Origin of the sequence: Methylomonas defluvii (assembly GCF_033949435.1) — a bacterium.
GTDB classification, from domain to species: domain Bacteria; phylum Pseudomonadota; class Gammaproteobacteria; order Methylococcales; family Methylomonadaceae; genus Methylomonas; species Methylomonas defluvii.
Window position 1 is genome coordinate 236,473 of record NZ_JAXARY010000006.1, and the last position, 13,654, is coordinate 250,126.

The following is a 13,654-nucleotide window of genomic DNA, read 5'->3' on the forward strand; positions in this document are numbered from 1 at the left end:
ATCCGGAGGTTAGAAATGGATAGATTGAGAAACAAGATTCGGGATATTCCGGATTTTCCAAAACCCGGCATTATCTTCAAAGATATAACACCGCTGGTCAAAGACCCAGCCACATTACGTCTAGCGGTCCATCAACTGCTACATCCTTTCTTAGGCCGCGACATCACCGCAGTGGCCGGTATGGAAGCACGCGGCTTTATTTTCGGTTCGCTGGTGGCCTGGGAACTGGGTATTCCGTTTATCCCACTCCGTAAACCCGGCAAACTACCTTATGATGTACAAAGCGTTTCTTACGACCTGGAATACGGCTCGGCTGAACTGGAAGTGCATATCGATGCAGTGGACAGTAACGACAAGGTGTTGTTGATCGACGATCTATTAGCCACTGGCGGGACCGCCAAGGCTAGTTGCGAACTGATCGAAAAGCTGGGCGCTACCGTGGTAGCCTGTGCTTTTGTGGTGGAACTGGACTTCTTACAAGGGCGGGAAAAACTGGGTAACTACGAAGTGCATGCCTTGCTACATTACTGAGAAATACTACAGAGACGCCTCCCTGCGTCTCTTCAAACAAATTTAACGGCGATTAAGCGGTCTTTTTTTTTTACTCATTTGGTCCATTTTGTCCGAGGCTTTTTCAAATTCCAAAGCAGCATTATCGAACGATTTGGACATGCTATCGAACGCCGCACCACTGGGCTTTACGTTGCCAGGAACTACCTCAATGCCATTTTGCACGTGACCGGGTAGTTTTTTGGCTGTATCGGCTTTTGGTTTTTGCGTCGCACTAGTTTCTTTAGGCTTTGCTGAAGAAATTTCACCAACATCGACATCCGCGTCTATATCGAGATCGTAGTCAGTCGAATTACTCTTGCCGTCATTAATCAGGTTCTTGCGATATTGCAAAAATGACTCACGGGTAAACACATAAGGATCCAACGCTGCTTCGTCGATAAAATTCAACGCGCCTTCGGCATTCGCCCTATCGTTAATCCCTTCTACAATACCGGTACCCGGCACGTAAGTTCCTGGATTGGCGGCTTTATCCACCACAATTGCCGCGCCGTCACGCACCGTAGTCGGCCCCAAAACCGGCAGCACCAAATAAGGGCCTTGATCGACCCCCCAGACCGCGAGCGTTTGCCCAAAATCCTCAACATTATTTTGCAAGCCTAGATCGCTGGCCACATCAAACAAACCGAGCAAACCCACCGTGGAATTGGTCAGGAACCGCCCAGTATCGGAAGCCCCTTGTTCAAACTTACCTTGCAGAACATCGTTCAAAACAACATTGATACCTTTAAGATTGGTAAAAAAATTGCTAACTCCAGTTTGCATGAAATTGGGCGTTACAGTCTTATACCCATTAGCGATGGGCTTCAGCAAATGCTTATCCAAGCCCATGTTAAAACCGTACATGGAGCGATTGAAACCCTCGTAAGGATCCGCTGCGTCTGACTTAGCTTTAGACGCTCTGTTAGCATCGACCGGATGCTTATCCGTGGTAGCACACCCGGTTACCGATAATGCGCTTGAAAATAACACCACCCAAAACAGGGATGCTTGGCTGCTGCCTTGATAACGAGGGCTATACATTACTGACGATTCCTAACAAACTTATTGCTTTGCGTAACTTTCAATTTTCTCAGTGATTTTAACGATCAAGGCATCAAAGCCATCACGGCTTAGTACACTAGTGTAATCCGATCTTTTCAATGCCAAATCACTGACGCCATCGGCTATTATATTGATAATTTGCCAGCCATCGTCTTTTTTCTTCATCATATAATCGAACTTGACATCCTTTTCGCCGGGAATATGCAAGTTGGTATGAATCACCACGCCCCCCCTACCGGTCTCCTCTTCAGAAGCAAAGGTAAACGATTCGCCCGAATAGTCTTTAAAGTTATGAGCATATGCCGACACACTAAGCTTGCTGAATACGCTTTCCAGTTTATTCTGCTGCTCCGTTGTCAACTCTTCCCATTGCTTGCCCACCACGATTCTGGCGATTTTAGGCAAATCATGGCTCTTTTTTACCGCCACATCCAGTTTGTCGTAGCGCCCTTGAAAGCCAAGCTCTTTGCCGGCTTTCATTACGCTCAGCAGCTGATTTTGAAACTCTTCGACAACCTGACGAGCAGAAATCTCTTCAGCATTAGCCAAGGACGACAGGCAGACAAGCATTAGCAAACTAAGACTGAAATACAATTTTTTAAACATAATCGTTATAAAAACCTGTTAATGAGGATGACTTCCAGGGTTAGTCTTAAGACTCTACTTTTACCGGAATCTCGGAAATTGCCGACTTTTTGAAAGAAGCAACAAACTCAGGCTGCTTTTCAGCAACCATTTCGCCGGAGGTTTTGGGACCACGCACCGCTGCCCACAAAGCTTTCAATGGATGCGCCAAGGTATCCTCAACCGCTGTTGCTTCGTAGCCGCAATGCGCCATGCAATTAGCGCATTTAGGGTTTTTCACCGTACCGTATTTGTCCCAAGGCGTGTCATCCAGCAACTCTTGAAAGGAATTAGCATTACCTTCGTCAGCCAACAAATAGCAAGGTTTTTGCCAGCCGAATACGTTGCGCGTTGGATTACCCCATGGCGTACAGTCGTAATTCTGATTGCCGGCCAGATAATCCAAATACAGCGACGAATGGTTCAATTTCCACTTACGGTTCTTGCCGATTTTGAAAATACCGCGAAACAGGTTTTTAACGTCAAGGCCTTTAATAAACACGTCCTGCTTAGGCGCGCGCTCATAGCTGAATCCAGGCGCAATAGTGACGCCTTCTACACCCAACTCCATCGCGTAATCCAAAAACTCCGCCACTTCTTGCGGGGTTTCGCCTTGGAACAGGGTGCAGTTAACGGTGACCCTAAAGCCTTTACCCAAGGCCAATTTGATCGCTTCGACAGCGATGTCGAAAACCCCTTCCTGGCAAACGGAAGTATCATGCCGCTCTTTTAAACCATCCAGATGCACGGAAAAGGTTAGATAAGGCGAGGGCGTGTAATCGTTAATCCGTTTTCTTAACAGCAAAGCGTTGGTGCACAGATAAACAAACTTCTTTCTAGCAACGATACCGGCCACGATCTGCGGCATTTCTTTATGAATCAAGGGTTCGCCACCTGGAATGGACACCATCGGCGCGCCGCACTCATCAACCGCAGCCAAACATTCCTCAACAGAAAGCCGCTTGTCGAGAATATCATCGGGATAATCGATTTTACCGCAGCCCGCGCATGCTAAATTGCATCTGAACAGGGGCTCCAGCATCAAAACCAAAGGATATTTTTTTACACCTTTGATCTTTTGCTTGATCAGATAACTACCTACAGCCAATTGCTGACGTAAAGGAACACTCACAGCATTATTCTCCAAAATCTATCACGACATCCAGCGACCACGGCTGTTACAAAAAAACAACAGCCGCAAACCGATAACCATCCTAGAAGTGACACCTGCTGCGGCCAATTTAGACCATCAATTAGGCTCGAGGCGCACAATTAGATGTGGTCAGAATACCACTTTCCAACAACATACTCCAGATAAAATACGCAAAAAACAACAAGAACATGCGCACATTTCCTGAAAGCCACACAAAGCCGCTTAGCAACCACAAAAAAGCCTAACCCCTAAAAAACCATAATTATTTTTCTAAAACAACAACAAAGATCAGAAACACCAACTCATATATTACTTTTGCCAGCACCATTTCGACAAATTTGCCATAAAGCAACATCACTTTGCAAAACACCAACAAACAGTCTATCATTTGGGCAACTAATAGTTAGCCTTGACACAGATGAACGGATCTCAAACACTAATCAATAATCCGGAGTTGCTCAGACAACTAGCCGACGCCGAACTGCAAGCCACCTTGCTTGAAGGCGTGTCGCGCACGTTTGCGCTAACTATCCCGCAACTCCCGGATGAACTGTATCCGGCTGTGGCGAATGCTTATTTGCTATGCCGGATTGTCGACACCATAGAAGACGAAATATCCCTTAGCGCCGAACAAAAGAAATACTTTTGCAGCGCTTTTATAGACATAGTCAAGACCGGCAATAACGCAGATGTATTCAGCGCCGAGCTGGCTCCACTGCTCTCGGAGCAAACCATTCCGGCCGAACATAGCCTGATCCAGCTGGTGCCTCGCGTGATTGCCATAACCCGCTCACTGGACGCTCCGCAAATAGAAGCCCTGGCGTGTTGCGTGGAAACGATGGCGAACGGCATGCCGGTCTATCAGGCGTTGGATTTACATGCCGGCTTGAAAACCCTGAAAGACATGGACGACTACTGCTACTACGTAGCCGGCTGCGTCGGTGAGATGTTGGCAAAGTTGTTCTGCCATTATTCCCCGGAAATAACCGCGCATCGCGAAGAACTATTAAGGCTCTCAGTCTCCTTTGGTCAAGGTCTGCAAATGACCAATATCCTGAAAGATATTTGGGACGACGCCAAACGTGGCGTATGCTGGTTACCGCAAGACATTTTCACCGAAACCGGCTTCGATCTGGCCGAACTGACGCCGGAAACCGACGACGAGCGATTCCGCCTCGGCCTGAGCCATCTGGTGGCTATCGCTCACGGGCATTTGCAAAATGCATTAACTTACACCCAGCTCCTGCCCAGCCACGAAACCGGCATCCGCAACTTTTGCCTTTGGGCGCTGGGCATGGCCGTACTGACCTTGAAGAAAATCAAGGCAAACCTTAATTTCAACGAATCGAATCAGGTCAAAATCAGCCGTAATAGTGTGAAAGCCACTATTGTCGCGACCAAATTGACCGTGCGCAGCAATTTGCTGCTATCCCTACTGTTTAACCTGACCAGCCGTAATTTGAAATCGCCGGATTGGCACTATTCACCTATATCGCACACTGGACAATAAGGAATCACTATGTTTACTGAAGCCCATATAGATACCAGCAGCCAAGACATCAGCAATGCCAATACCGGCAAAACGGCTGGCCTTGGCTTACTGCATGCCGCCATCGAACGCGCCCAAGCCAAACTACTCAGCTTGCAAAGCCCGGAAGGTTATTGGGTATTTGAGCTGGAAGCCGACTGCACTATCCCGTCCGAATACATCATGATGATGCACTATCTGGACGACATCGACGAAGAATTGCAGCGCAAAATGGCCGTTTACCTGCGCAGCCGCCAGGCCGAAGACGGCAGCTATCCGCTATTTACCGGCGGCCCCGGCGACATCAGCGGTAGCGTCAAAGCTTATTACGCCTTAAAAATGGCCGGCGACGCCATCGATGCGCCGCATATGGTCAAATTACGAGACTGGATACTCAGCCAAGGCGGTGCAGCGCGCGCCAACGTCTTCACCCGAATCGCACTGGCGATATTCGAACAATTACCTTGGCGCGGCGTGCCGTATATTCCTGTGGAAATTATGCTGCTGCCCAGCTGGTTTCCGTTTCATCTGGACAAAGTATCCTATTGGTCACGCACCGTGATGGTACCGCTGTTCATCATGTGCACCCTAAAGGCTAAAGCCAAAAATCCGCACAAGGTCAACGTCTTAGAATTGTTTGTCGTTCATCCGGACGAGGAAAAACATTACTTTCCGGAACGGACTCTGCTGAATAAGTTCTTCCTAGGCCTGGATAAACTGGGCCGCGTTACCGAGCCGTTGATTCCACAACGCATGCGCGAACACGCCATTCAAAAAGCCGTTGATTGGTTTACCGAACGCCTGAATGGCGAGGATGGTTTGGGCGGCATATTCCCCGCCATGGTTAACGCCTACCAAGCCATGTTGTTACTGGGCTTCCCAGCCGATCACCCCAACGTGGTGATCGCTCGCCAATCAATCGATAAACTGCTGGTTATCAAAGATGACTACGCCTATTGCCAACCCTGCTTATCGCCAGTTTGGGATACGGCACTGGCGGCATTGGCTCTGCAGGAATCCGACAAAACCGCTAACGCTCCGCAACTAAGCAAAGCTTACGAATGGCTCAAGAGCGTACAACTGTCTGACGAACCAGGCGATTGGCGTGTTCGCCGCCCTAATCTGGCTGGTGGCGGCTGGGCATTTCAATTTGCCAATCCGCATTACCCCGATGTCGACGATACAGCGGTTGTTGGCTTTGCGATGGCAGACTCCAATCTACCTGAATTGGACGAGTCCATTCACAGAGCGACACGCTGGATTGTCGGTATGCAATCGCAAAACGGCGGCTACGGCGCGTTCGATGTCGACAACACCTATTACTATCTGAACGAAATTCCATTCGCCGACCACGGCGCCCTGCTCGACCCACCGACTGTCGACGTCAGCGCCCGCTGCGCGATGCTGATGGCCCGAGTGGCGAAGGATCACGACGAATATTTACCAGCCCTGAAACGCACTATCGAATACATCCGCGGCGATCAAGAAGCCGACGGTTCGTGGTTCGGCCGCTGGGGCACCAATTATATTTACGGCACCTGGTCTGCCTTGCTGGGCCTGGAACAAACCGATGTACCGAAAAGTGACCCGATGTACACCAAAGCTGCGGCGTGGCTGAAAAGCGTCCAACGCGAAGACGGCGGCTGGGGTGAAGACAACTTGAGTTATCACGACGATAAGAAATTTCGCGGCCGCTACCATTTCAGCACCGCCTTCCAAACCGCTTGGGCCGTGTTGGGCTTGATCGCTGCCGGCGAAGTCCACAGCCAGGAAGTCAAAGCCGGCATCGACTTCTTGCTGCGCAGCCAGCAGGCGGACGGGGTTTGGAATGACCCCTGCTTTACCGCACCGGGCTTTCCAAAGGTGTTTTATTTGAAGTATCACGGCTATGACAAATTCTTCCCATTGTGGGCGTTGGCTAGATACCGTAACGAATTAGCCAAACAGTGACCATAGGAATTCTTGTTGCCTTACCGGAAGAGCTCTCCACCCTGACCCGCCTAAAATTGGTCCAGGGTGATTGCGTCAGAATCGCCGACAACATTCTCCTGGCATTTGCCGGTGCCGGACCGGTCAATGCGGAGCGGGCCACGCGCCTGTTAATCGCCAAAGGCGCTAAAAAACTGATCAGTTGGGGCTGCGCAGCCGCATTGTCGCCGCAATTGAAACCGGGCGATCTGATGCTGGCCGAGCAGTTGTTATCGGAGCAACAACAGGTGTTCGATACTGATCCCCGTTGGCGTAAGCGTCTGCATGAGTTGCTGGATAAGCAGTTTCCGATTTCCAATGGTAAGTTGGCTGAAAGCAGCCATATCGTCAGCAACAGTAGCGATAAGCACAAACTATACCGACAAACCGGTGCGATTGCCTTGGACATGGAAAGCTGCGCCATGGCCAAAATTGCCGAGCAATCAAACTTACCTTGCTTAGCAATTCGTACGATTGCCGATCCGGTAAGCATGAGCCTACCCCAAGCGGTTACTCAAGCCTTAAATGGCCAGGGGCAGGTAGAAACCAGCAAACTCTTGCGTTTTTTGGCAACCCACCCATGGGAAGCGCCCAGCCTCATCAAGTTGGGCTTACATTTTCATGCCGCGCAAAAAACCTTGAAAATCATTGCCAAACAACTAAACGAAATCATCGTTTTTTAGCAGAAAACCGTGAATTATTGAAGGGTTAAGCAGCGGGAACATAGCGTAATCCGGAAATAGACCAAGCACTTACGAGGTATTACATGTCTTTTAGCATTGCCGATCTTTTTACTCAGCATTTCGACGAGAAATTCGACCTGCATGAGCATTATCTTAATAACCAGATGGTGCGCGTCTTACGTACCATTGGTTACGACAGAAACTATAAAAAAGCGATCGGCCAATATCTTTACGACGAAGACGGTAACGAATACCTGGACTTGCTGAGCGGTTTCGGCGTGTTTGCGATGGGACGCAACCATCCGACCATCATCAAAGCTCTGCAAGAAACCCTGACGCTGGAATTACCCAGCCTGGTACAGATGGATGTGTCCTTGCTCAGCGGTCTGCTGGCCAAAGAAATTCTGGCGACCTGCCCGGACAATCTGGAAAAAATGTTTTTCTGCAATTCCGGTACCGAAGCCGTCGAAGCGGCGATCAAATTCGCCCGCTACACCACCAAACGCTCGCGCATCGTCCATTGCGACCACGGCTACCACGGCCTGACGATGGGCTCATTGTCACTGACCGGCGAACACATCTTCCGCGAAGGTTTCGGCCCACTATTGCCGGAATGTACTTCCGTACCGTTCAATGACTTGGCCGCACTGGAACAAGCCTTGAGCAGCAAAGATGTGGCGGCCTTCATTGTCGAACCGATACAAGGTAAAGGCGTCAACATTCCAGACGATAACTACCTGCCGGAAGTCGAGCGCTTGTGCAAAAAATACGGCACCTTGTTCGTGGCCGACGAAATTCAGACCGGCATAGGCCGTACCGGCAAGTTCTGGGCCATCGAGCACTGGGGCGTTAAACCGGACATGATTTTGATGGCAAAAGCCTTGTCCGGCGGCTTCATCCCTGTCGGCGGCGTCGCCATGACCACCCATATCATGGACACCGTGTTCAACCGCATGGACCGAGCCGTCGTGCATGGTTCAACCTTCTCGAAGAACAATATGGCAATGGCGGCCGGCTTGTCTGCCTTGCATGTGGTTCACGAAGAAAAACTGGTGGAAAACAGCGCTAAAGTCGGTGAAGACATCATAGCCACCATCAACGCGATGGCGCCGAAATACGAATTTCTGAAAGAAGCGCGCGGCAAAGGTTCAATGATTGCCATCGAATTCCATGCCCCGAAAAGCTTGGGATTGAAAGCCGCTTGGGCCATGTTGGAAGCTGCGAACAAAGGCCTGTTCTGCCAGATGATCCTGATCCCGCTGTTCAAGGAACATCGGGTACTAGCGCAGGTGGCCGGCCACGGCATGAACGTGGTGAAATTTTTACCGCCGCTAACGCTGACTCAAAAAGACCGCGATTGGATTGTCAATTCCGTGGAAAAAACCATCGCCGATACGCACAACGTCACCGGTTCGATCTGGACGCTGGGTAAAAACCTGGCCGGCCATGCTCTGAAAAACAAAAAATAAGGTGCCCTACATGAATTTTTTCAAACCTGCTTTGTTAGCCTTGGCATTGGTCGCCAGTAACAGCGCTTTCGGCCACGCCGTTGTCACGCATAATTCTTTAAAACTCAAGCCTGTGCCGGTCAATCTGGCCAGTGACGTGGAACTATCGTTCAATTCCAAGGTGGAATTGGATTTGTCGGAAGTATTCCTGGTCAGTGCCGGGGATAAAATGCAAACCATTACGGCCACGCCGGGCGAAAAACCCGGCCAAGTCTTGCTGCATCTGCCGGCCTTGGAACCAGGCGAATATGCCATCAAATTAAAAATATTCGCCGCCGACGGTCATCTCAGCGAAGACCTGCTGCGTTTTTTTGTCAAACAGGCTAAGTGATCCGCATGGAAGGCATTGCAAATTATTTAGACTCATTGATAGGCGGCGTCGATCTCACCTTTTATTCCATCACCATCGGTGGCTTGCTGTGGGGACTGTTAGTCCTGCGCCCCTGGCATGAAGAGGCGCTGTATAACTCGGCCTTGCTGAGCAAAACCGTCAACCTGATTCATTTCGGCAGTAAAGCCCTGGTCATCACCCAATTGTCGAAAATCGGCCTGAAAATATGGCTGATGGCCGTGACCTTGGGCAAATCGCCGTTCCCGGCTTTTTTCCAAACCGTGCAATTCCAAGCCGGTTTAGCGCGCGCTACCTGCGCTTTTATTTTGGCGGTGTTCATCCGGCAAGCGTTAAAAAGCAATCCACGCTCCAAACAATTCTGGGTGCTGTCCACGGCGATTATTGTGCCGCTGGTCATTTCCGCAGCCTGGTTGGTACACGGCGCCAGTCGTTTGGAGGATCGCGGCCTGTTAATGACGTTAACTGTCACGCATCAGATCGCTGCGGCCACTTGGGTGGGAGGCATATTTCAAATTCTGACGTTATGGGGCTTGAAAAAACGTAATGCCATAGCCGTTGAAGTTTGGCCTTTGTTATTAAAACGCTTCTCGGCAGTGGGCATTGGCGCAGTCGTCATATTGCTGGTCACCGGCACGCCGCTAGCCTGGTATTACATCCGCACTTTCCAAGGCTTCATCGGCGCCGGTTACGGCAATCTGTTGTTGGTAAAAATTATCATGCTGGGTCTGGCATTAGGCTTTGCCTGGTTGAATCGGCAAGCCGTGAATGCCTATTTCACCAGCCGCAGCCTGTATGCCCTGACCGCTCGCGTGCCCTACTATATCGAAGCGGAAACCCTGATACTGCTGACTATCCTGTTCACTGCAGCCAGTTTGGCCTCGCAACCGCCAGCTGTCGACATTCCGCATTTAACGGCGAGTTTCGAAGAAGTCTTGAACATGTTCCATCCGCGCGTACCGCGCTGGGAATCGCCGACTCACGAAGCCTTGATTGCCGGCGAAGCCGGACGGGTAGCCATCGTCGGTCAGATTCCGTCGGAAGCTGCTACTGCCTGGTCGGATTACAACCACAACATTTCCGGCATCTTCCTGGCGACCATGAGCTTCTTCGCGATGCTGTCGTTTTCTGATCGCTTCCATCGTTGGGCCCGTTTCTGGCCGGTTGGTTTCATGGCATTGGGCGTATTCCTGTTTTTCCGCAGCGACGCCGAAAGCTGGCCGCTCGGTCCTATCGGTTTCTGGGAAAGTACCTTTAACAATGGCGAAATTCTGCAACATCGGATCGCCACGCTATTGGTATTTGTACTGGGCTTGATCGAAGTGCGAGCACGGCTGAACAACAACAGTGGCTTCATGCCTTACATGTTTCCACTTCTGGCCGCTTTTGGCGGCATGATGCTGTTGGCGCATTCGCATGTCGGTTTCGAGGCAAAAACCGCCTTCCTGATTCAGGTCGGCCATACCATGATGGGCGTATTCTCGCTGATCCTGGCTTGCGGCCGCTGGCTGGAACTTAAGCTAGATTCGCCCGGTAAAAACGTAGCCGGATTTATTTCAGTGTTCGCTTTATTCCAGATAGGCGTCATCCTGATGTTCTATCGTGAACCCCTGTACTGATCATGAAACAGACTAACGAATTTCCGTTACTAGACACCATCCAGACCCCCGCCGACGTTCGGGCCCTGAAGCCTGAACAACTCGAACCCCTGGCCGATGAGTTGCGTCGCTATCTGACCCATACCGTCAGTATCTCCGGCGGCCATTTCTCGGCAGGCCTGGGCACGGTGGAACTGACGGTGGCGCTGCATTATGTGTTCGATACGCCTTCGGATCAGTTGGTGTGGGATGTGGGCCATCAGGCTTATCCGCATAAGATTTTGACGGGCCGGAAAGATAGGATGCCGACGATTCGCACCTTGGGCGGGGTGTCGGCGTTTCCGTCGCGCGAGGAGAGTGAGTACGATGCGTTTGGTGTGGGCCATTCGTCAACGTCGATCAGCGCGGCGCTGGGCATGGCGATTGCCTCGCAGTTGCGCGGCGAGGACAAGAAGATGGTCGCCATTATCGGCGACGGTTCGATCACCGGCGGCATGGCCTATGAAGCGATGAATCATGCCGGCGATGTCAATGCCAATCTGTTGGTGATTCTGAACGATAACGATATGTCAATTTCGCCGCCAGTGGGGGCAATGAATAATTACCTGACGAAGGTGTTGTCGAGCAAGTTTTATTCGTCGGTACGGGAAGAAAGTAAGAAGGCCTTGGCTAGTATGCCGTCGGTGTGGGAACTGGCCCGTAAGACAGAAGAGCATGTGAAGGGCATGATTGTGCCGGGCACGCTGTTCGAGGAGTTGGGGTTTAATTATTTCGGGCCAATCGACGGCCACGATGTGGAGATGCTGGTTTCGACTTTAGAGAAGTTGAAGGATTTATCCGGGCCGGTGTTTTTGCATGTGGTCACCAAGAAAGGCAAAGGCTATGCACCGGCGGAGAAAGATCCGTTGGCGTATCACGGGGTGCCGGCTTTCGATCCGAGCAAGGATTATTTACCTAAAGCCGCGCCTTCGCCACACCCGACCTATACGGAAGTGTTCGGCACTTGGTTGTGCGATATGGCCAAGCAGGATGAGCGGCTGTTAGGGATTACCCCAGCGATGCGCGAAGGCTCTGGCTTGGTGGCGTTTTCCCAGCAGTTTCCGAAACGCTATTTCGATGTGGCGATTGCCGAGCAACATGCGGTGACCTTGGCGGCCGGTCAAGCCTGTCAGGGCGCGAAGCCGGTGGTGGCGATTTATTCGACCTTCTTGCAACGCGCTTACGATCAGTTAATCCACGATGTCGCTTTGCAGAATCTGGATGTGTTGTTTGCGCTGGATCGAGCGGGTCTCGTGGGGCCGGACGGTCCGACCCATGCCGGGGCGTTTGATTATAGTTATATGCGCTGTATTCCGAATATGCTGGTGATGGCGCCGGCCGATGAGAACGAGTGCCGGCAGATGCTGACCACCGGTTTCAAACACCATGGTCCGGCCTCGGTGCGCTATCCGCGCGGCAAGGGGCCGGGGGCGACGGTCGATAAGACCTTGACCGAGCTACCTATCGGCAAGGGCGAAATCCGCCATCAAGGCAGCCACATTGCGATTCTGGCCTGGGGCAGTATGGTGACACCGTCAGTGGAAGCCGGCAAGCAACTGGGCGCGACGGTGGTGAATATGCGCTTTGTGAAACCGCTGGATGAAGCCTTGATTCTAAAGCTGGCGAAAAGCCATGATGTGATCGTCACGGTCGAAGAGAACGTGATTGCCGGCGGTGCCGGTAGTGCGGTGAACGAGTTCCTGCAGGCACAGAACATTCTGATGCCGGTGTTGAACATCGGCCTGCCGGATCGCTTCGTCGAGCAAGGCAGCCGCGAGGAGTTGCTGGCATTATGCGGCCTGGATACTAAGGGTATCTTGGCTAAGATTCAGGCGGTTTGTGCGTAAACAGCCAGATGTTACAAAGCTATTTCAAATCCTTGTACCAACGCACGATGTCGGAAGCGTATGCGTTGGCGGCCAGGGAAATAGTATCGGCACTAAAAGAGAATGGCGCTGCATGTCTTGACTGTGGTGCCAACAGCGGCTACTGGTTTGATCGTCTCGCTACCGAAATAGGTTTAACCCACACTCAATATCACGGCATCGAGTGGGATAGTGACAGCGTCAATGCGGCCCGGTTAAAGCAGCTTAATGTTCAGCAGGGCGATCTGAATAAAAAGCTGCCTTTCGAAAACGACAAATTCAGCTGTGTATTCGCGCTTTCTGTTTTGGAACATTTACTCAATGGCTGTCATTTTCTCAAAGAGACGCATAGAACATTAAAGCCAGGGGGCAAACTGGTGCTTTTAACCCCAAACATTAGCACTTATTTCACCGCCGCCCTGATTCTTGCCGGAAAAATGCCCTCTAGCGGCCCACACCCCGACTCGGATATTTTGCTGAAATCGGAGGAAGTTTTTAAGGTCAGCGCAGATGAACTTCACTGGGATACCGAGTCCGATACACCTGTTCACCGCCATTTAGTGGTATTCAGTTACTTGACGCTGAAAAAATATCTAAACACTAGCAGGCTGGTGAAAAACCCGTCGATATTTCCCCTTACCCACGATGTAAGTGATTTTTTCGAGTTGAAATCGGTCATGACATCGAGTTTCAAGCGTTTTGCCCCGGTTTCAAGGGCTTTTTAT

The 13,654-nt window shown here is 51.0% G+C and carries 12 protein-coding genes; 9 read left to right on the forward strand and 3 right to left on the reverse strand.

Annotated elements, in window-relative coordinates; translation table 11 throughout:
- Nucleotides 1-15 precede the first annotated feature (15 nt).
- A complete protein-coding gene (locus QLH52_RS08950) occupies nt 16-531 on the forward strand; it encodes an adenine phosphoribosyltransferase (RefSeq protein WP_319961292.1) in 516 nt (171 codons plus the stop codon).
- Between the two features lie 42 nt (nt 532-573).
- Here the strand turns inward: QLH52_RS08950 and QLH52_RS08955 are convergent, their stop codons facing one another.
- The 3 genes from QLH52_RS08955 to hpnH are packed head-to-tail and all read right to left on the reverse strand — an operon-like array spanning nt 574 to nt 3,370.
- On the reverse strand, nt 574-1,593 hold the full coding sequence (locus QLH52_RS08955) for an MlaA family lipoprotein (RefSeq protein ID WP_205453455.1): 1,020 nt from the start codon (nt 1,591-1,593) through the stop codon (nt 574-576).
- Nucleotides 1,594-1,614: 21 nt separating this feature from the next.
- Nucleotides 1,615-2,220, reverse strand: coding sequence for an ABC transporter substrate-binding protein (locus tag QLH52_RS08960; protein WP_101053361.1), 606 nt, complete (start codon nt 2,218-2,220; stop codon nt 1,615-1,617).
- A 46-nt stretch (nt 2,221-2,266) separates the two neighbouring features.
- Nucleotides 2,267-3,370: an adenosyl-hopene transferase HpnH gene (gene hpnH, locus QLH52_RS08965; protein ID WP_205453454.1), complete on the reverse strand. Its 1,104-nt coding sequence runs from the start codon at nt 3,368-3,370 to the stop codon at nt 2,267-2,269.
- Between the two features lie 439 nt (nt 3,371-3,809).
- Here hpnH and QLH52_RS08970 point away from each other — a divergent pair, with 439 nt between their 5' ends.
- The 8 genes from QLH52_RS08970 to QLH52_RS09005 form a co-directional block, all read left to right on the forward strand.
- Nucleotides 3,810-4,901, forward strand: a complete 1,092-nt coding sequence (locus tag QLH52_RS08970) for a phytoene/squalene synthase family protein (protein WP_319961293.1) — start codon at nt 3,810-3,812, stop codon at nt 4,899-4,901.
- 9 nt (nt 4,902-4,910) lie between these two features.
- Nucleotides 4,911-6,869 (forward strand): squalene--hopene cyclase, encoded by a 1,959-nt coding sequence (gene shc, locus QLH52_RS08975; RefSeq protein ID WP_319961294.1) that lies wholly within the window; start codon nt 4,911-4,913, stop codon nt 6,867-6,869.
- The gene (locus QLH52_RS08980) at nt 6,866-7,570 is read left to right on the forward strand and encodes a phosphorylase family protein (RefSeq protein ID WP_033159607.1); all 705 of its coding nucleotides are present in this window, start codon (nt 6,866-6,868) and stop codon (nt 7,568-7,570) included. The genes shc and QLH52_RS08980 overlap by 4 nt, the downstream gene beginning before the upstream one ends.
- Nucleotides 7,571-7,653: 83 nt before the next feature.
- Nucleotides 7,654-9,039, forward strand: a complete 1,386-nt coding sequence (locus QLH52_RS08985; RefSeq protein WP_064036956.1) for an aspartate aminotransferase family protein — start codon at nt 7,654-7,656, stop codon at nt 9,037-9,039.
- Nucleotides 9,040-9,049: 10 nt separating this feature from the next.
- Nucleotides 9,050-9,409, forward strand: a complete 360-nt coding sequence (locus QLH52_RS08990; RefSeq protein ID WP_171696417.1) for a copper resistance CopC family protein — start codon at nt 9,050-9,052, stop codon at nt 9,407-9,409.
- 5 nt (nt 9,410-9,414) lie between these two features.
- On the forward strand, nt 9,415-11,046 hold the full coding sequence (locus QLH52_RS08995) for a copper resistance D family protein (RefSeq protein ID WP_319961295.1): 1,632 nt from the start codon (nt 9,415-9,417) through the stop codon (nt 11,044-11,046).
- A gap of 2 nt (nt 11,047-11,048) precedes the next feature.
- The gene (gene dxs / locus QLH52_RS09000) at nt 11,049-12,911 is read left to right on the forward strand and encodes a 1-deoxy-D-xylulose-5-phosphate synthase (protein ID WP_319961296.1); all 1,863 of its coding nucleotides are present in this window, start codon (nt 11,049-11,051) and stop codon (nt 12,909-12,911) included.
- Between the two features lie 47 nt (nt 12,912-12,958).
- A partial coding sequence (locus tag QLH52_RS09005) for a class I SAM-dependent methyltransferase (protein WP_319961297.1) occupies nt 12,959-13,654 on the forward strand: 696 nt, incomplete at its 3' end.